Origin of the sequence: Hydrogenophaga sp. IBVHS2, assembly GCF_002127215.1 — a bacterium.
Classification (GTDB): Bacteria; Pseudomonadota; Gammaproteobacteria; order Burkholderiales; family Burkholderiaceae_C; genus Hydrogenophaga.
On sequence record NZ_NFUT01000001.1, the window covers coordinates 448263 to 465895 of the forward strand.

The 17633-nt window shown below is 69.5% G+C and carries 16 protein-coding genes; 5 read left to right on the top strand and 11 right to left on the bottom strand.

Going from position 1 to position 17633, the window contains the following annotated elements:
* Positions 1-145 precede the first annotated feature (145 nt).
* The 3 genes from ettA (at position 146) to CAP38_RS02245 (ending at position 4565) form a co-directional block, all read left to right on the top strand.
* A complete protein-coding gene (ettA, locus tag CAP38_RS02235) occupies positions 146-1807 on the top strand; it encodes an energy-dependent translational throttle protein EttA (protein WP_086119243.1) in 1662 nt (553 codons plus the stop codon).
* Positions 1807-2352: a DUF1415 domain-containing protein gene (locus tag CAP38_RS02240; RefSeq protein WP_086119244.1), complete on the top strand. Its 546-nt coding sequence runs from the start codon at positions 1807-1809 to the stop codon at positions 2350-2352. Before ettA ends, CAP38_RS02240 begins: the two co-directional genes overlap by 1 nt.
* Before the next feature lie 104 nt (positions 2353-2456).
* Entirely contained in the window at positions 2457-4565 is a 2109-nt protein-coding gene (locus tag CAP38_RS02245) for a DUF1631 family protein (RefSeq protein WP_086119245.1), read from the top strand.
* 12 nt (positions 4566-4577) lie between these two features.
* Here the strand turns inward: CAP38_RS02245 and CAP38_RS02250 are convergent, their stop codons facing one another.
* On the bottom strand, positions 4578-5903 hold the full coding sequence (locus tag CAP38_RS02250) for a TAXI family TRAP transporter solute-binding subunit (RefSeq protein ID WP_086119246.1): 1326 nt from the start codon (positions 5901-5903) through the stop codon (positions 4578-4580).
* A 172-nt stretch (positions 5904-6075) separates the two neighbouring features.
* Here CAP38_RS02250 and CAP38_RS02255 point away from each other — a divergent pair, with 172 nt between their 5' ends.
* Both CAP38_RS02255 and CAP38_RS02260 read left to right on the top strand, forming a co-directional pair.
* Complete coding sequence (locus CAP38_RS02255) at positions 6076-7476, top strand: hypothetical protein (protein ID WP_086119247.1); 1401 nt, start codon at positions 6076-6078, stop codon at positions 7474-7476.
* Positions 7477-7479: 3 nt separating this feature from the next.
* The gene (locus CAP38_RS02260; RefSeq protein WP_086119248.1) at positions 7480-9060 is read left to right on the top strand and encodes an Ig-like domain-containing protein; all 1581 of its coding nucleotides are present in this window, start codon (positions 7480-7482) and stop codon (positions 9058-9060) included.
* Here the strand turns inward: CAP38_RS02260 and CAP38_RS02265 are convergent, their stop codons facing one another.
* From CAP38_RS02265 to CAP38_RS02310, 10 genes are all read right to left on the bottom strand, one after another.
* The gene (locus CAP38_RS02265) at positions 9061-10644 is read right to left on the bottom strand and encodes a PAS domain-containing methyl-accepting chemotaxis protein (RefSeq protein ID WP_086119249.1); all 1584 of its coding nucleotides are present in this window, start codon (positions 10642-10644) and stop codon (positions 9061-9063) included.
* Positions 10645-10846: 202 nt separating this feature from the next.
* Positions 10847-11206, bottom strand: coding sequence for a copper-binding protein (locus CAP38_RS02270; protein WP_086119250.1), 360 nt, complete (start codon positions 11204-11206; stop codon positions 10847-10849).
* Between the two features lie 24 nt (positions 11207-11230).
* Complete coding sequence (locus CAP38_RS02275; protein WP_086119251.1) at positions 11231-11731, bottom strand: DUF411 domain-containing protein; 501 nt, start codon at positions 11729-11731, stop codon at positions 11231-11233.
* A 4-nt stretch (positions 11732-11735) separates the two neighbouring features.
* Positions 11736-12254 carry a cupredoxin family protein gene (locus CAP38_RS02280; RefSeq protein WP_256924204.1) on the bottom strand — a complete coding sequence of 173 codons (519 nt, stop codon included), beginning with the start codon at positions 12252-12254 and terminating at the stop codon, positions 11736-11738.
* A gap of 8 nt (positions 12255-12262) precedes the next feature.
* Positions 12263-13696 (bottom strand): multicopper oxidase family protein, encoded by a 1434-nt coding sequence (locus tag CAP38_RS02285; protein ID WP_086119252.1) that lies wholly within the window; start codon positions 13694-13696, stop codon positions 12263-12265.
* A gap of 1 nt (position 13697) precedes the next feature.
* The gene (locus CAP38_RS02290; RefSeq protein WP_143435735.1) at positions 13698-15074 is read right to left on the bottom strand and encodes a TolC family protein; all 1377 of its coding nucleotides are present in this window, start codon (positions 15072-15074) and stop codon (positions 13698-13700) included.
* 96 nt (positions 15075-15170) lie between these two features.
* Complete coding sequence (locus CAP38_RS02295) at positions 15171-15539, bottom strand: hypothetical protein (RefSeq protein WP_086119254.1); 369 nt, start codon at positions 15537-15539, stop codon at positions 15171-15173.
* A gap of 70 nt (positions 15540-15609) precedes the next feature.
* Entirely contained in the window at positions 15610-15879 is a 270-nt protein-coding gene (locus CAP38_RS02300; RefSeq protein WP_143435736.1) for a hypothetical protein, read from the bottom strand.
* Positions 15876-16880, bottom strand: coding sequence for a glycerophosphodiester phosphodiesterase (locus tag CAP38_RS02305; protein WP_256924205.1), 1005 nt, complete (start codon positions 16878-16880; stop codon positions 15876-15878). The genes CAP38_RS02300 and CAP38_RS02305 overlap by 4 nt, the downstream gene beginning before the upstream one ends.
* 9 nt (positions 16881-16889) lie before the next feature.
* Positions 16890-17627 carry an amino acid ABC transporter ATP-binding protein gene (locus CAP38_RS02310; protein ID WP_086119255.1) on the bottom strand — a complete coding sequence of 246 codons (738 nt, stop codon included), beginning with the start codon at positions 17625-17627 and terminating at the stop codon, positions 16890-16892.
* Positions 17628-17633: the final 6 nt, after the last annotated feature.

The following is a 17633-nucleotide window of genomic DNA, read 5'->3' on the forward strand; positions in this document are numbered from 1 at the left end:
GGGTGGGGCGCCCCAGCAGGGGGCTGGTTGCGGGCCGACTGATGTGCCCGCAAGGCCCGTATTGTGGCATGCGGGGATAATCCGGGGTTTTGCGCCGCCGCCCGACGGTGGCCCACCCCCTTTTTTCAATCCCACACAGGCTCCCATGGCCCAATACGTCTTTTCCATGAACCGGGTCGGCAAGATCGTGCCGCCCAAGCGTCAGATCCTCAAGGACATCTCGCTGTCCTTCTTCCCCGGCGCCAAGATCGGTGTGCTGGGCCTCAACGGCTCGGGCAAGTCCACGCTGCTCAAGATCATGGCCGGCATCGACAAGGAGATCGAGGGCGAGGCCATCCCGATGCCGGGCATCCGCATCGGCTACCTGCCGCAGGAACCCAAGCTCGACCCCGAGCAGACGGTGCGCGAGGCGGTGGAGGACAGCATGGGCGAGGTGCGTGCCGCCCAGAAGCGGCTGGACGAGGTGTACGCCGCCTATGCCGAGCCGGACGCCGACTTCGACGCCCTGGCCGCCGAGCAGGCCCAGCTCGAGGCGATCATCGCCACCGCCGGCACCGACTCCGAGCACCAGCTGGAGATCGCGGCCGACGCCCTGCGCCTGCCGCCCTGGGACGCGAAGATCGGCCTGCTCTCGGGCGGCGAGAAGCGCCGCGTGGCGCTGTGCTGCCTGCTGCTGTCCAAGCCCGACATGCTGCTGCTCGACGAACCCACCAACCACCTGGACGCCGAGTCGGTGGACTGGCTGGAGCAGTTCTTGAAGCGCTTCCCGGGCACCGTGGTCGCCATCACCCACGACCGTTATTTCCTGGACAACGCGGCCGAGTGGATTCTCGAACTCGACCGTGGCCACGGCATTCCGTACAAAGGCAACTATTCGACCTGGCTGGAGCAGAAAGAAGCCCGCCTGGAGCAGGAGCAGCGCACCGAAGACGCGCGCACCAAGGCCATGAAGAAGGAACTGGAGTGGGTGCGCCAGAACCCCAAGGGCCGCCAGGCCAAGAGCAAGGCGCGTCTGGCCCGCTTCGAGGAGCTGAGCGACGTCGAATACCAGAAGCGCAACGAGACCAACGAGATCTTCATTCCGGTGGCCGAGCGCCTGGGCAATGAAGTCATCGAATTCCAGGGTGTCAGCAAGTCCTTCGGCGACCGTGTGCTGATCGACAACCTGAGCTTTGCCGTGCCCGCCGGTGCCATCGTCGGCATCATCGGCCCCAACGGCGCCGGCAAGTCCACGCTGTTCAAGCTGATCACCGGCAAGGAGCAGCCCGACAGCGGCACCGTCAAGATCGGCCAGACCGTCAAGGTGTCGGCCGTGGACCAGAGCCGCGACGGCCTGGCCGGCGACAAGACCGTGTGGGAAGACATCTCCGGCGGCCTGGACATGATCACCGTGGGCAAGTTCCAGATGCCCAGCCGGGCCTACTGCGGCCGCTTCAACTTCTCGGGGGGCGACCAGCAGAAGCTGGTGAAGAACCTCTCGGGCGGCGAGCGCGGTCGTCTGCACCTGGCCAAGATGCTGGCCGAGGGCGGCAACGTGCTGCTGCTGGACGAGCCGTCGAACGACCTGGACGTGGAAACCCTGCGCGCCCTGGAAGAAGCCCTGCTGGAATTTGCCGGCAGCGCCCTGGTGGTCAGCCACGACCGCTGGTTCCTGGACCGCATCTGCACCCACATCCTGGCCGCCGAGGGCGACAGCCAGTGGACCTTCTTCAACGGCAACTACCAGGAGTACGAGGCCGACAAGAAGAAGCGCCTGGGCGAAGAGGGCGCCAAGCCCAAGCGCACCCGCTTCAAGAGCCTGGCCTGATGACCGACGACGAGATCCTGATCCGCACCCGCGAATGGGTGGAGAAGGCCGTCATCGGCCTGAACCTCTGCCCGTTCGCCCGCGCCGTCTGGGTCAAGGACCAGGTGCGGGTGGTGGTGAGCCGCGCCCGCCATGTCGATGCCTTCCTCGACGAGCTGGACCGCGAGCTCGATCTGCTGGCCGGCACCCCGGCCGAGCAGATCGACACCACGCTGCTGGTGCACCCGACGCTGTTCCCGGACTTCGAGGTGTTCAACGATTTCCTGGGCATCGTGGACGACGTGGTGGTGGAGCACGACCTGGAGGGCGTGATCCAGGTCGCACCGTTCCACCCGCAGTTCCGCTTCGAGGGTACCGAGGCGGACGACATCACCAACGCCACCAACCGTTCCCCCTTCCCCATCCTGCACCTGTTGCGCGAGGACAGCGTGGAGCGGGCGGTGGCCACCGACGCGGGCGATGCCGATGCCATCGTCGAGCGCAACATGCAGACGCTGCGGGATCTGGGCCATGAAGGTTGGTCCCGTCTGTGGAATAAGTCCTGAGACGGTCCCTCGAAAGTACACGCGGCCGAACACGGCGGGTGGCAACGGGCAGAATACGGTACGGGGTTACGAGCCCCTCTTTTGTATTCCTTGGGAAATCCACCATGAATGCCACCGTCCGACCCGACGTCGACGTCTATATCCAGGAAGCGCTGTCGCAGACGGCGCAATGGCTGCCCCGCTGGCTCGACCAGGTCAGCGTGAGCCTGAAGAACCTGGAAGCCACCGAGCCCGGCGTGATGGAGCGCAAGGCCCTCAACCAGGCCCGGCTGGAGGCCGATCGCCACCGCGAATCCATGGTGGCGGCCTTTCGCCATGAACTGGAGACGGCCACGAAAGGGCCTGCCGGCACCGCCGGAGCGGGCAAGACCGGCGTGAGCTTCGACGAGCTGGAGCTCATGGGCGACGACCAGGTCCAGGAAACGGTGGAGTTCGCCCGCCTGCAGCAGGTGGTGGAGATGGCGCTGGAGGATCTGGACGTCGAGCTCACCGCCCGCATCTGCAGCGCCCTGGGCCTGACCCAGATCAATCCCGATGCCAACCCGCTGCGCCCCTCGGCGTTCATCGGTGCCCTCTCGCGCGCCATGAAGGCCGACAAGGTGGATGCGTCGGTGCGGGGCCGCTGGCTCAAGGCCGGAGCGGCGGCGCTGGGCGAACAGCTCTCCGGGGTGTTTCTGGCGTTGATCGAACGGCTCGATCAGAGCGGTGTGCGCCCGGTGGGTTTCGGTGTCACCCGGCCGTTCGCGGCCTCCCGGGGCGGCGACACCCGCCCGATGTCGGCCGCGACCGGCCCGCGTTCGCGCCGCGACGAAACCACCACCATGAAGCCCGGCACGCGCAGCGCGGCGGGCGATCCGCTGCTGACCCTGGACCAGCTGCACCGCCTGCTGGTGGGCAACCTGGGATCCGGGGAGGCGGCCGAGCCGGGCGTGCCGGTGCCGCAGGTCAACCAGGCCATGGTGCGCAACCTGGCCAGCGAGGTGGTCTCGCTCATGATGCGCCAGATCACCGAAGACAAGCGCATCCTGCAGCCCATCCGCGACATCCTGCATGGCATGAAGCCGGCCCTGCTGGACCTGGCCCGGGACGATCCGCGCTTCTTCGCTGACCGCCACAACCCGGCCCGACGCCTGCTGGACGCCATCATTGAGCGCTCGCTGGGCTTCAAGACCGAGGCCGAGTCCGGCTATGCCCCGTTCGCGGCCGAAGTGCGCGGCATCCAGCGGGCGCTGCTGCGCGCCGGCGACGATGTGCCGCAACGTTTTCCGGCCCTGCTGGAGCGGCTGCAGCAGTTCAGCTCGCGTGCGGTCGAGCCGTCGCAGGAGGCGCGTGGCCTGGCGGTCAACACGCTGGTCCGGGTGGAGCAGCGCAACCTGCTGGCCGAGCGCCTGGTGCACGAGTTCCGCGACCTCAAGGATTTCCCCAAGGCGCCCGGTGTGGTGCGTCGCTTCCTGACCGGCCCCTGGGCCCAGGTGGTGGCCCAGGCCCGTCTGGAAGAGGGCGCCCGGCCGCCGCTGCTGCCGGCCGAGGCCGCCTCACGCCGCTACACCGAGGTGATCAACGACCTGCTGTGGTCGTGCCAGGTCGGCCTGGCCAGCCTGAACCGGCCCCGGCTGGTGAAGGTGATCCCGGTCATCCTGCGCACCCTGCGCGAGGGGCTGGATTCCATCGATTACCCGCGTGCGGCCACCGAAGGCTTCTTCCAGGCGCTCATGGGGCTGCATGAGGCGGCCTACAAGACCCAGCGCCCCGGCGTGCCGGAGGACAACCCGCCCAGCCGCCAGGACATGGAAGACGTGTCCATGTGGATGCAGAGCCAGGAAGCCAAGGACACCGGCTTCATGACCGATCTGCCGCCCGAGACCCAGCCGCCGGCCTACGAGAACACCCAGCCCCTGCCGCCCGGCGAGCTGCCGGACGCCCGCGGAACGGACAGCCGCGTCCCGGTGGAGTTCACGGTGGGTGCCTGGTTCGAGATGCCGCTGGACGGTGTGACCACCCGGTGCCAGATCACCTGGGCCAGTCCGCACGGCACCCTGTTCCTCTTCAACACCGTCAGCGGCAAGTCGGTTTCCATGACCCGGCGCAATCTGGACCGCCTGATCGACCAGGACCGGCTGCGCATGGTGGCCCGCCAGAGCGTGGTGGACGAGGCGCTGGACGCCGTGGCCCAGCAGGCGCTGCAGAACTCGTCGTCGTCCGGCAAGGCCTGAGCCGGACCGGCATCAGGCCGTCTTGCGCAGGAGCTTCTTGCGCACCAGGTGGATGTTGCTGCGCAAGGCGTAGAGCTCGTCGGTGTAGCTCAGCGGCACCACCACCTTCTCGACCTTGGCCTCCATGGCCTCGATCTGGCTCACCAGACGGTCGGCGGCCTCGCCGGCTTCGTGCCGCTGCTCGATGTCGCGCAGCTCGGCGTACCAGCGGAACACCCTTGAGCGGATCCGGAACGTGTAGAGCGGCGGAATGATGCGCGAGAGCGGCAGCGCCAGCGCGATGATCAGGCCCATGGCCAGCCACATGCGCTCGATCAGGTTGGCCAGCCAGAAGGGCAGGTAGCGCTGCAGGAACGGCTGGCCGCCCTGGATGGCCCGCTGTGCCTCGTCGGCCACCGGCACCTCGCTGTGCTCCAGGCTGGGGTACTCGCGGGCCCGGCTGAACCAGCCGGCGCTGCCATGCAGGCGGGATGCGGTCTGGGCGAACAGCTGCAGCACGGCCGGGTGGGTGTCGGCCTGGGCCAGCAGGCTGGTGGTGGAAGCCACCAGCCGCACCCGTCGGGGCGGCACGTTGGCCGACAGGTCCACCATGCCCTGCGGCATGACCACCGGCGTGAGGTAGGCAAAGCGGCGCGAATAGGCCTCGTTCTGCGTGAAGTCCATCAGCTTCACGCCGGGTGTCTGCAGCAGCATCTGCACCATCAGGGATTCGGGTGCCGAGGCGAACACCAGCGCATCCAGGTCGCCGTCCAGGAAAGCCACCGTGGCCGGTGTCTGTTCCAGCCGGCTCAGGCGCAGGTCGCGCGGGTCCATGCGGTTGACCTCCAGCAGGGTCTCGAACAGGCGCGGCACGCCGCTGCCGTCGGTGCCCACGTTGACCCGCCAGCCGTGCAGGTCCGACAGGGTCTCCAGCGTGGCGTTGCGGCGCAGCTTGCGGGCCCGGTCCTCGCGGTAGAACACCCACAGCGGTTCGACGAACAGGCTGCCGAGCGAGGTGAGGTCCTCGGTGTCGGTCTCGGTGATGGTGCCGGTGCCGCCCTGCACGAAGCCCAGATCGGCCTCGCCCCGGCGCAGCCGCTCCAGGTTGTCGGACGAGCCCTCGGTCTGCAGCAGTTCCACCGTGATGCCCTCCCGGGACAGCGCTTCGGCGTAGCGGCGGCCGAAGGTCTCGTAGGCACTTTGCGCCGGACCGGTGGCCAGCACCACCGTCTTGGGCGGCGTGGGGTTGAGCCACCAGTAGGCAGCCACCAGCAGGGCCACGGTGAGCAGGGCGAACGGCCCGAAGGACAGCAGCATCTCGCGCAGCGAGATGAGGGTGTAGCGCAGGGTTTTCGGCATGGGTGCGGACGGTATCACGCGCCGGCACCGTGGCTTGGCGTTCGTCGGTGAATCACGTGTCGAAGGGTTTCGTTGTGTCTTGGTGATGACATCAGCGGGGTTGCCCGGCGAGGATCGCCGGCTGCCCGGATTCCGGGTATCCGGATCTTTCCTGCCCCGCCCTGCGTCCTTCATGAAAACGTCCCTGTCTGCTTTTGCCCTGGTCCTGGTGTGCGGGGGCGGGCATGCCGCCCCCGCAACGGTGTCCGAACCTGCCAATGCGTCGCTGACCTCGCTGCCGGCCGTCCAGCTCGGTGGCTGGCAGATCGGCCCGCAGTCCACCCGGTACAGCTCGCAGGACACCGATCACCGTATCGATGCCCGCCTGATCCACTCCTCCCGCTACCGCCAGCAGTTCGGGCTGGATGCGGGCTGGCTGGTCACGGACCAGTGGGCGCTGGGCCTGAACCTGGCCGCTGGCCGCACCGGTGATTTCCGCGATCTGGTGGGCAATCTGGTCTACACCCCGGTGCCCGGATGGCACGGACGCCTGTCCCTGGGCCGTCTGCAGAGCACCGATCCCTATGCCTTTGCCTCGGGCACCGCCGAGGCGCGGGTGCGCCAGGACGCCTGGCTGGCCGGACTGGTGCGGGCGTCGCCCGACGCCGGGCCCCTGGGTGATCTGCGGTGGGCGGTCTATGGCGCGCGAGCACATGTGCCCACGCTCGCACCGGTGGTCATCCAGGGCCAGGCCGGCAACCTGCTGCAGGCAAGCAGCGATCCGCGCCGGCTCTCGGCCGGGCAGCTGCTGGGCGCCGACATGGGGGTGGGGTGGCATCCGTGGGCCACCACCCGCCTCGACCTGGCGCTGGGCGGCGAGCGCACGCGCTACCCCATGGCCGACGGGTCGCAGATCGCCACCACCCGGCTGGTCAGCCGCGCTGGCTGGCAGCAGGACCTCGATGCCTGCCGGCGCATCGGACTGAGCCTGGCATCGACGGCGGCCAGCACCTCGGGCGGCATCAGCTGGGACACCGGTCGATGGACGCTGGGTGTTTCGCGCACGCTGCATGCGGCATCGGCGGCCGACACCCGGCTGTCCCTGGCCTGGCGGCTGCCGCTGGACGGGGAGGTCGGGCCTGCGACCTCGGGCAGCCGCTGTGCGCTGCCGCCCTTGCGCGGCAGCAACGCCCTGTCGCGCCTGCAGCTGGTGTCGCAACGGCCGGTGCAGCTGCCGCAGGCGGTGCTGGCCCGGGTGGACCGCAGCCTGCAGCCGCAGGCGCTGGCCTCCATCGACACCTCGCTGGTGGCGCCCGGTTACGGGATTGCCATCGTGGGCGGGCAGCTGGTCTTCACGCTGGAGCGGCCGGCCCAGGGGCTGGTGGAGATCCGCACCCTGGAGAACGGTGCCACCGTGCCCAACGTGGGCGTGAATGGCCAGCCCTTCCTGTTGCTGGCTGGCGACCGGGTCACCATCCCGCTGGACAACGTCCCCAGCCCGGGACCGGGCCAGCAGCTCACCTACGAGGCGGACTTTGCCTCGGTGGCGCCGGTCATCGTCATGCGCATCAGTTTCACCGTGAAGGGGCGTTGATCCATGTTCACCCATCGAATCGCAGGCGCCGTCCGCAGGGCGTTGCACGGCCTGGTCGGCTGGTCGGCGTTGCTGCTGGCCGGTACCTTTGCAGGGCCGGGTCTGGCTCAGGTGCAGGTGGTCGGCGGCAGTGCCGGCAGCGTGCCGCAGATCGCTTTCCGGCAGCCCGAGATCTCACGGGTCTGGAATGCCGGCAGCTTCGTCCAGCTGGCTTCGGTGGCCGGCAGCAAAGGGGCCGTCAGCTACAGCAGCAGCGATACGACCGTGGCCACGGTGCATGCGGTCACGGGTCTGGTCACGCCGCTGCGTCAGGGGCAGGCCACCATCACCGCGGTGCAGGCAGCACAAGGTTTTTTCCCGAGCGCACAGGCCCGCTACACGCTGCGTCTGAACGCGGCTGCGGCGGTGCTGCAACCCTGGAGCCTGCCGCCGGTGTCGCTGGTCTCGGGGCCGGTGCCGCTGACCCCGCCCGGGTCGAACAGCCCGGGCAGCTTCAGCTTCAGCAGCAGCGACCCTGCCGTGGCCAGCATCGTCGGCAGTCAGCTCACGGTGCATCGCAGCGGCGAGGCGGTCATCACCGCCACCCAGGCGGCCACCGACAACTACAGCGCGGCCAGCACCACGGCCCGGCTGCTGGTGAACCTGCAGGCACCCACCCTGGGTGCGTTGCAGCTGCCGGTCGATCTGGTGCATGGCGGTCCGCCCCGCACGCTGGTGGCCCCGGTCAGCGACAGCCCGGCCGCATTCAGTTATGCCAGCAGCAATCCGCAGGTGGTGCAGGTGTCGGGCAACCAGCTGCAGGTGGTGGGGGCGGGTGTGGCCGTCATCACGGCCACCCAGCCGGCCCAGGGCGCCTACGCCGGGGGCAGCGTGAGCGCCTCGCTGACGGTGGCCAAGTCAACGCCGGTCCTGAACACGCCCACCTCGGCAGCCATGCTGGAGGGCCGCTGGCAAAACGCCGACTGGCCGGTGTTCTTCGGCATCACCTACGCCGCCATGGGGGTGGCGGGTGGGTCGTGGTCGGTGGTGGACGGTGACCGGGTGCAGTCCGTGGTCACCAACCTGGAAGGAAACCTGCTGGTGCGCGCCAGCAGTCCAGGGCCATTCACCCTGCGCTACACCGTGCCTGAGACGGCCAACACCCTGCAGGTGTCGCGTGATGTGCCGTTCCTGGCCTATGCCAATTCGCCGTTCGAGCTGCTGGACGTGGCCGCCATCCGGCCCGATGCCCTGCCCGATGGCACCGTCATCGGATCGGTCACCGGGGTGTCGGTCAACCCCTTGTCCACGACGGTCAGCCTCCAGGTGTGCATCGACCGGAGCACCACCTACCGCTTCCGGTTTGCCGTGCCTCGGGATGAGGCCTTCGGTGTGGGCTGGACCGATCCGGTGGCCACGCCGCTCACGCCGTCGGGGGGCGAGGTGTCGGTGGACATGGCGCTGGGTGGCAACCCGGGCGACCTGGCCACTCCGCGCAACCTTCGGGTGCGTCAGCTCGGCAGCGCCGATGGCGTGTACCGCGACGTGACCCGTTCGGTCACGCTGCAGGTCACGCCGATCCTGTGTCCGAGCTCGCCGGTCTGATCAGGCCGGGATGGCGGCGCGGCGCTCCAGGCGGAAGATGCGAACCGCCTCGTTCATCACCTGGGCCTGTGCCTGCAGCGAGCTCGCCGCCGCGGCGAGTTCCTCGACCATGGCCGAGTTCTGCTGGGTGACGGAGTCGAGCTGGCCCACGGCCTGGTTGATCTGGGCAATCCCCATCGACTGCTCGTTGGTGGCGTTGGTGATGTCCCCGATGAGTCCGTTCACCTGCTCGACCGCCTTGACCACGTTGCCCATGGTCTGACCGGCGTTGTGCACCAGCTGGCTGCCCTGGGCCACCTTGCTGGACGACTCGTCGATCAGCACCTTGATTTCCTTGGCGGCCGACAGCGTGCGCTGCGCGAGGTTGCGCACCTCGCCGGCCACCACCGCAAACCCGCGGCCCTGTTCGCCGGCCCGGGCGGCTTCCACCGCTGCGTTGAGCGCCAGGATGTTGGTCTGGAACGAGATGCCGTCAATCACCTGGATGATCTCGCCGATGCGGGCAGACGACTTGCTGATGTCGTCCATGGTGCTGACCACCTGGCCCATGGCCATGTTGCCTTCGCGGGCCACCAGGGCGGCCTTCTCGGACAGCACGGCGGCTTCGCGCGACGAGTTGGCGCTCTGGGCCACGGTGCTGGTGAGCTCTTCCATCGAGGCAGCGGTCTCTTCCAGGCTGCTGGCCTGGGCCTCGGTGCGCGACGACAGGTCCTGGTTGCCGCTGGCGATCTCGTTGGAGGCCACCTGCACGCCCTCGACCTCGTGGCGCACATCGGACACCACGGCCTGCAGGTTCACGTTGAGCTGGTTGAGCGCCTTCGCCAGTTCACCGAACTCACCGGCGGTGGCGCCCTTGAAGCGGGCCGACAGGTCACCGGCGGCCATGGTGTTGGCAAAGCGGATGGCGTCGTTCAGGGGGGCGATGAGCTGGCGGCGCAGCACCAGGGCCCCGGTGGCTGCAATCGCCAGCAGGACGGTCGCTGCGGCCGCATGCACCGCCATGCCGTGGGGGGCCGCCAGTTCGCCCACCACCAGGCCGGCGGCGGCCAGGCCCACCGACATCAGCGCGATGCGCCGACCCAGGGTGAGCCTGAGCGCACGGCGCAGGGTGCCGGCCAGTCCGCTGCGCACCAGCTGGCCCTTGTGCAGGCCCAGCGTCTGGCGGCCGGCGTCGCGCTCGGCGCGCATCTGGGCATAGAGGGCCTCGGCCGCCTGCACCTGCTCGCGGGACGGTTTGGTGCGCACCGACATGTAGCCCACCGCCTGGCCGTTTTCCATGATGGGTGTGGCATTGGCCACCACCCAGTAGTGGTCGCCGTTCTTGCGCCGGTTCTTCACCAGCGCCGACCAGGGTTGTCCGCCCTTGAGCGTCTCCCACATGTCCCGGAAGGCTTCCTGCGGCATGTCGGGGTGGCGCACGAGGTTGTGCGGCTGACCGATCAGTTCGTCCTTGTCGTAACCGCTGACCGCAATGAAGGCCGGGTTGCAGTAGGTGATGTGGCTCTGCAGGTCCGTGGTGGAGACCAGCGTCACTCCATCGGGAATGACGAATTCGTTGTGGGTGACGGGCAGATTGGTGCGCATGGGGCCTCGCTCGGTGCAGGACTGGAATCGGTTCCCGCCGGGGATCTCGGATCGGGTGAAGTGCAGTCTAGGGACCGCACTCCGCGCCGATGGGCCGATATCACGGGCGATTGCCGGTCATATCGGGAGGCTTGGCACCGCGCTTGAGGCTTTTGTGTCAAAAAATGACGACGTTTGTATTTGTCCTGGACAGATTGACGCTTCAGCGCAGCGGCTCTATACGCAAAACGGTGTACGTGCCGTTGATGCGGTCGGCGGTGAAACGCACCTTGTCGCCGGCCTTGATGCCGTCCAGCACGCCCGGCTGCTGGGTCTGGAACACCATGGTCATGGGCGGCATGTCGAGGTTGCGGATGTCGCCGTGCCGCAGGGTGACCGCGCCCGCGCCGGCGTCGACCCGGCGCACTTCGGCCTCGGCCCAGGGCAGGGCGTCGGGCGCGGTGGCGGGGGACGCGGGTGCCGCAGCTGCCGAGGGCGTGCTGCCATGGGAATGGCCGCTGTGCTGGGCATGGACGAGGGAGAGGGCGCTGCCCAGCAGCGCCGCGGTGAGGAGGTGTTTCATGGTTGAACTCCGTGCCGCAGCCGGTCAGCTGCGGAAATACGACTGGTACACGCGCGAGCTGCCGTCCTTGAGGACCAGCACCACGTCGTAGGGGTCGCGCCGGTCGCCATAGACCGGCCCGTCCATGCCGGGGCTGCCCACCGGCATGCCGGGCACGGCCAGGCCCAGGGCGTCGGGCTTCTCGGTCAGCAGGCGGCGGATCTCGCGGGCGTTCACATGCCCTTCGATCACATAGCCGCCCACCAGACCGGTGTGGCAGGAGCCGTAGCGGTCGGGCAGGCCCAGACGGCGGCGCACCGCGGTGTTGCCGGTGTCGAACACCTGCACCACGAAGCCGTCGGCCTTGAGGTAATCGACCCAGTCCTGGCAGCAGCCGCAGTTCGGGTCTTTCCAGACCTGCAGCACCGGCAGGGCGCTCGGGGACTTCTGCGCCATGGCCGCACCCGCCAGGCCGGCCAGGGGCAGGGCGGTGGCGGCGCGCAGCAGGCGGCGGCGGGAGAGCAGCGGAGTGGAAGCGAGGGTCATGGGGTCATCCTTGGGCAGGTTTCACACGGAGGGTGCCGCGCATGCCGGCCTCGAAATGGCCGGCGATCAGGCATGCGAATCCGAATTCGCCGGCCCGGTTGAAGTTCCACACGATGTCGCCCGTCTTCCCCGGCGGCACATGGGCCATGTAGGGCTCGTCGTGCGCCATGCCGGGAAACCGCTTCATGAGCTCGGCATGGGCCTGCAGCTCTTCCTCGGTGCCGATCACGATTTCGTGCATCACCGCGCCGGCGTTCACGGCGCGCAGGCGCAGCGTCTCGCCCTGGCGGATGTCCAGGTGCGACGGGGTGAGCTTCATGTCGTCGCTCATGCGGATGGTGATGGTGCGGCGGACCTTGCGCGGGTCGCCGGCGATGCCCCAGGGCTTCTGCTCCGGCGGCAGGCTGGAGGCCTTGGGCTGGCCGTGGCTGTCGCCATGCGCCAGCACCAGGCCCGGCCAGGTCAGGGTGATCAGGCCGGCCACGAGGCCGGTCTGGGCGGTTCGTCGGTTCGGGTTTGTCATGGGCGTGTTCAGTGGGAATGGCCGGAGCCGGGTTTGCGGGCCGTACCCTCAAGGGTACCTTGGCGTGGTGGGGCAGATGGAGCAGGGCGCGACGCGGCGGGGGCCTGGCCCACCTCGACCGGACGGGCCTGGGTGCCCGGCGGCATGGCGTAGACACCGGGGTCGCGGTAGTCGTTGGCGCCCAGGCCGGCGCGCACCTTCAGGGTGGTGAACATGCCGCCCATCTCGATGGGGCCGTACGGCCCGCTGCCGGTCATCATGGGGAAGGTGTTGGCCGGCAGCTCCATCTGCATCTCGCCCATGTCGGCCATGCCACGTTCCCCCATGACCATGTAGTCGGGGTTGGCGCGCTGCAGCGGCTTGACCAGGCCCTTGTGGTCGGTGCCGATCATGGTCGGCACGCCATGGCCCATGGCGCCCATGGTGTGGTGGCTCTTGTGGCAGTGCATGGCCCAGTCGCCCGGCTCGTCGGCGATGAATTCGAGCTGGCGCATCTGGCCCACGGCGATGTCGGTGGTCACCTCGGGCCAGCGGGCGCTCCGGGGGACCGGGCCGCCGTCGGTGCCGGCCACCTCGAACTCGATGCCGTGGATGTGGATCGGGTGGTTGGTCATGGTCAGGTTGCCCACCCGCACGCGCACCCGGTCACCCAGGCGGGCCACCAGGGGCGTGATGCCCGGGAACACCCGGCTGTTCCAGGCCCAGATGTTCTGCTCGAGCATGGTGTTGACCTGCGGCGTCATGCTGCCGGGCTGCACGTCGAAGGCGTTGAGCAGGAAGCAGTAATCGCGCTGCACCGGATCGATGTGCGGGTGCCGTCCCTTGGGGTGCGTCACCCAGAAGCCCATCATGCCCATGGCCATCTGCACCATCTCGTCGGCATGCGGGTGGTACATGAAGGTGCCGGGGCGCCTGGCCTCGAACTCGTAGACGAAGGTCTTGCCCACCGGAATCTGCGGCTGGTTCAGGCCACCCACACCGTCCATGCCGTTGGGCAGACGCTGGCCGTGCCAGTGGATGGTGGTGTGTTCGGGCAGGCGGTTGGTCACGAAGATGCGGACCCGGTCGCCCTCGACCACTTCGATGGTCGGGCCCGGGCTCTGGCCGTTGTAGCCCCACATGTTGACCAGGAAGCCGGGCGCCATCTCGCGCACCACCGGTTCGGCCACCAGATGGAATTCCTTGACGCCGTTGTTCATGCGCCAGGGCAGGGTCCAGCCGTTGAGCGTGACCACCGGGTTGTAGGGGCGGCCGGCCCCGGTGACGCCGGGTGGCGTCCAGGGGCCGGCGGTGTCGGCCGAGGTCTGTTGCGGGGCTTCGGGCAGGGCCGCCAGGGCCACGCGGCTGACGCTGGCAGCGGCCACGGCCGTGGCCGCGGTGGTGACGGCGCCGGTCAGCCATTGGCGCCGGCTGGTCGACGAGGGGGAGGGAGCGTGCTTCATGTCAGTGTCCTGGAGCGGCTGCGCCGGTGTTGCCGGCGGGGGCGTTGTCGGGGTTGATGCCCACGGCGGAGGCGGGCGCACCGGCCAGCAGGGCCTGGCCGTCGGCCAGGGCCCGCCAGTACGCCGCGCGGGCCTGTTGGGCGGTGTCCAGCGCGGCGATGCGCTCGCGCGCGCTGGCCAGCAGGTCCCAGGTGCTCTGCAGCATGCCGTTGTAGCGCAGCAGGTTTTCCTGATCGAGCGCCGTCTGCAGCTGCAGCAGCCCGTCGCTGGCCTGACGCGCTGCGGCGTGCCGCGCGGCGATCTGTTGCCAGGCCAGGCGGGCCGCAGAGCGGCGTTCAGCGGCGTGTGCCAGCAGCCGTGCCTGGCCGTGCAGCGCGCGCTCGGCGGCGGCGTCGCCCGTGCGTTCCAGGGCCTCGATGTGGGGCGGCCCAGCCTGGCCGGACCGGGTCAGCGCCTGGTCCATCCGGGCCTGCAACAGCGCTTCCCGGGCGGGGTCGGATGCACGCCGGTCGCGTTCCACGTCGGTGCGCATGAGGGCGAGTTCGGGATCGGCCTGCAGGGCCAGCGCTTCGATGCGCTCGGCCTGGGCACCGGCATCCGGCCAGATCGCTTCGGGCAGCGGCGGCAGTTCCTGCGGCAGCCGGGCGGCCAGCGCCACCGCGTCCTGGCCTTGCCACAGCCCCAGGCGCACGGCCAGCGCCTCCACGGCGGCGCGTTCGGCCAGCCGGGCCGACACCAGCGCCTGCCAGGCGTTCGATTCACCCAGCTGCTCCCGCATCTGGCGGGCCTGGCTCCAGTTGCCGGCCACCACCATGCGTCGGCCCAGTTCGGCACCGGTGCGGGTGATGTCGTGGGCCTGGGCCATCAGGCGGGCCCGGGTGCGGGCCGCGACTGCATCGATCCAGGCCTTGCGGACCGCCTGCACATGGCGGGCCCAGGCCGCCTGCACGGCGGCCCGTTCGCGGGCATTCATTTCCGCGCGGGTGAACAGGTCGGGTTGGTGCCGCAGCGATGCCGTCACCGCTGCTTCCAGGGTCAGCGGATCGGTGATTGGGGCTTCCCTGGGCGGCGCAGAAGGATCGGGCCGGGCCTGTTCCCAGCGCAGCAGATCGATGTGGCCGCGTGCGAAGCCGGCCACCTGCTCGTTGACGCGCTGCCACTGGGCCCGGGCGGCCGCAGCGCCGTCGGGCAAGGCGGGGACCTGGGCCGAGGGTTCGGCCGGCAGGACCGGCCAGGCCGGAGGCGGCGCAGGCCGGGCGGGATCGGCGGCGGCCAGCCCGCCCTGAGCAGGGGTGATGGCGGCAGCCGGGGACAGGGCGCAGGCGGCCGCCATGGCCAGCGCCAGGCAGGCCGGCCGGGGCCGACGGAATGGGGTCATGGGTCATCTCCTGACAGACTGAACGGGGGCCGTGCGGGTGCCATGCGGCGCCTTGCAGCGCCGGCTCAGGCCCTCGCCCGGCAGGGCGGGTTCAGGTCAGGCGATGGGGGGTTTGTGGCGCCGCGGCGGCACCAGGCTGGCGAAATCGGCCGACGGCGGCACCGGCGGCCGATGACGGGCCACCGCGCCTTCGGCCTTCCACACCGGCAGGCTCAGCACCGGGCCGTTGCACACGTCGCAGGCCACATGGCTGGGGCAGTCGTCGGGCGACTGCGCCGCGGCATCGTGTGCGGCATGGCCGGCCGGCATGTCGTGTCCGCCGTGCATGTCGTGTGCCGAGTGGTCGGTCGGCATGGCCACGGCAGCCGCTGCGGCACCGTGGGCCATGGACAGGACCATGGCGTCGCCTGCCCATGCCCGCAGGGGCAGCAACAGCATCAGCAGGGCCAGGACGAACACGCGCATGGTCGGAATGATACGGGTCGGGGTGTGCGAGTTCCCATGGGCCGGGCGGATTCCAGGGTCGGCCGTCGGGTCAGGCCTGTAGCTGCGTGGCCGCCTTGTCCAGCCACAGCCGCATGCTGTCGGTCAGGTCGCGCTGGCTGAAGGAGCAGCTCTCGGCGTCGAACAGCGCGCTCGACTCCAGCCGGTCCAGCAGGCCGTGCAGCACCTCGGCGTAACGCGGGGGCAGCTGCTCCAGCAGTTCGGTCTGGTCGCGGGCCAGCGCCACGAAGCGGCGGGTGTCGATCTGGCCGGCCTGCAGGTCGGTCAGGGCGGCGTCGAGTCGGGTCAGGGACGGGTTCATGGCGGCACGCTGGAAGAGGCGGTTGCGGGCGGTACGGCGGGCAGTATGGCGGGTGGCAGCGGCATGCCGCGCCGGGACAGGACCTGGCGCAGCCGATCCGGTCGATCGGTGATGAGGCCGTCCACCCCCTGGTCGATCAGCCGCTCCATGTCGGCCGTCTCGTTGACGGTCCAGGGGATCACCTGCAGGCCCAGCTCGCGGGCCTGCGCCAGGGTCTCCTGGTCCAGGTCGGCATGGTGGGGCGACCAGATGCGGCCGCCGGCCGCCCGCACCAGGGCGGGCACGCTGTCGTGATCGGCCAGGCGCCGGCCTCCGGTCCAGGCGGTGCCGGCCAGGGTGTCGAAGCGGGGCAGGCGGGCGGTGAGGTAGACCCGTGGCCAGGACGGTTCCAGGCGCCTGGCCACGTCCAGCGTGCGCCAGTCGAAACTCTGGAGCCGGGTGCGCTGGAGCATGCCGTGCTGGCGGGTGACCTGCAGCACCGCCTGCACCAGCCGGCGCGGATCGCTGGAGGCCTGGGGCCGGCGCGGGTCGATCTTGGTCTCGATGCTCAGGTGCACATGGTCGGCGCCCAGCCGCTGCACCAGCCGGTACACCTCGGCCAGCGAGGGCATGCGTTCACCGTCGACCGGCTGCTGGTCGGGGAACTCGCGCGCGTAGCGGCTGGCCGGATGGATGCGGCCCACATCCCATTGACGGATCTCGCGCCAGGTCTGCCGGATGAACGGCGTGCCGGCGCTCTGCAGCCAGCGGCCCCGGCGGTCGCGGGTGATGTCGGGGTTGGGCGCCAGATCGTGCGCCACCACCGGCACCCCGTCGGCGCTGAGCACCACGTCGAGCTCGAGGGTGCTCACGCCGATGGACAGGGCCCGGGTGAAGCCGGCCAGCGTGTTTTCCGGGGCCAGGGCGCGGGCGCCCCGGTGGCCCTGCAGATCGAAGTCGGCAGCCATGGCTGCCGTGGCCATGCACAGCAGCGCCCCCAGCAGCCAGACCGCCAGACGCATGGAGCGGACTCAGTGCCCCAGGATCTTGGAGAGGAAGTCCTGGGTGCGCGGCTGCCGGTTCTCCGGGTGGGCAAAGAACTCCTCCTTGGAGCAGTCCTCCAGGATGTGGCCGCCGACGTCGATGAAGATCACCCGGTTGGCCACCTTGCGGGCAAAGCCCATCTCGTGGGTGACGACCATCATGGTCATGCCTTCCCGGGCCAGGTTCACCATGACGTCCAGCACCTCGCCCACCATCTCGGGGTCGAGCGCCGAGGTGGGTTCGTCGAACAGCATGACCACCGGGTCCATCGACAGCGCGCGGGCAATCGCCACGCGCTGCTGCTGACCACCCGAGAGCTGGCCCGGGAACTTGTCCTTGTGGGCCATCAGGCCCACGCGGTCGAGCATCTTCAGGCCACGCACCTTGGCTTCGTCGGCGCTGCGGCCCAGCACCTTGATCTGCGCGATCGTGAGGTTCTCGGTCACGCTCAGGTGCGGGAACAGCTCGAAGTGCTGGAACACCATGCCCACGCGGCTGCGCAGCTGCGGCAGGTTGGTCTTGGGGTCGTGCAGGCCCACGCCGTTGACGTAGATCTCGCCCTTCTGGAAGGGCTCCAGGCCGTTGACGGTCTTGATGAGCGTGGACTTGCCCGAGCCCGACGGGCCGCACACCACCACCACATCGCCCTTGTTGATGGACACCGAGCAGTCGTTGAGCACCTGCACCGGGCCGTACCACTTGGAGACGTTCTTGATTTCGATCATGTTGTT

Bases quoted from the DNA above. Each gene is read 5' to 3' on its own strand.
- CAP38_RS02270 (WP_086119250.1), bottom strand. From the start codon at position 11,206: ATGAAACACCTCCTCACCGCGGCGCTGCTGGGCAGCGCCCTCTCCCTC.
- CAP38_RS02300 (WP_143435736.1), bottom strand. From the start codon at position 15,879: ATGAACCCGTCCCTGACCCGACTCGACGCCGCCCTGACCGACCTGCAG.
- CAP38_RS02240 (WP_086119244.1), top strand. From the start codon at position 1,807: ATGACCGACGACGAGATCCTGATCCGCACCCGCGAATGGGTGGAGAAG.
- ettA (WP_086119243.1), top strand. From the start codon at position 146: ATGGCCCAATACGTCTTTTCCATGAACCGGGTCGGCAAGATCGTGCCG.
- CAP38_RS02260 (WP_086119248.1), top strand. From the start codon at position 7,480: ATGTTCACCCATCGAATCGCAGGCGCCGTCCGCAGGGCGTTGCACGGC.
- CAP38_RS02250 (WP_086119246.1), bottom strand. From the start codon at position 5,903: ATGCCGAAAACCCTGCGCTACACCCTCATCTCGCTGCGCGAGATGCTG.
- CAP38_RS02290 (WP_143435735.1), bottom strand. From the start codon at position 15,074: ATGACCCCATTCCGTCGGCCCCGGCCGGCCTGCCTGGCGCTGGCCATG.
- CAP38_RS02280 (WP_256924204.1), bottom strand. From the start codon at position 12,254: ATGACAAACCCGAACCGACGAACCGCCCAGACCGGCCTCGTGGCCGGC.
- CAP38_RS02255 (WP_086119247.1), top strand. From the start codon at position 6,076: ATGAAAACGTCCCTGTCTGCTTTTGCCCTGGTCCTGGTGTGCGGGGGC.
- CAP38_RS02245 (WP_086119245.1), top strand. From the start codon at position 2,457: ATGAATGCCACCGTCCGACCCGACGTCGACGTCTATATCCAGGAAGCG.
- CAP38_RS02265 (WP_086119249.1), bottom strand. From the start codon at position 10,644: ATGCGCACCAATCTGCCCGTCACCCACAACGAATTCGTCATTCCCGAT.
- CAP38_RS02305 (WP_256924205.1), bottom strand. From the start codon at position 16,880: ATGCGTCTGGCGGTCTGGCTGCTGGGGGCGCTGCTGTGCATGGCCACG.
- CAP38_RS02275 (WP_086119251.1), bottom strand. From the start codon at position 11,731: ATGACCCTCGCTTCCACTCCGCTGCTCTCCCGCCGCCGCCTGCTGCGC.
- CAP38_RS02310 (WP_086119255.1), bottom strand. From the start codon at position 17,627: ATGATCGAAATCAAGAACGTCTCCAAGTGGTACGGCCCGGTGCAGGTG.
- CAP38_RS02295 (WP_086119254.1), bottom strand. From the start codon at position 15,539: ATGCGCGTGTTCGTCCTGGCCCTGCTGATGCTGTTGCTGCCCCTGCGG.
- CAP38_RS02285 (WP_086119252.1), bottom strand. From the start codon at position 13,696: ATGAAGCACGCTCCCTCCCCCTCGTCGACCAGCCGGCGCCAATGGCTG.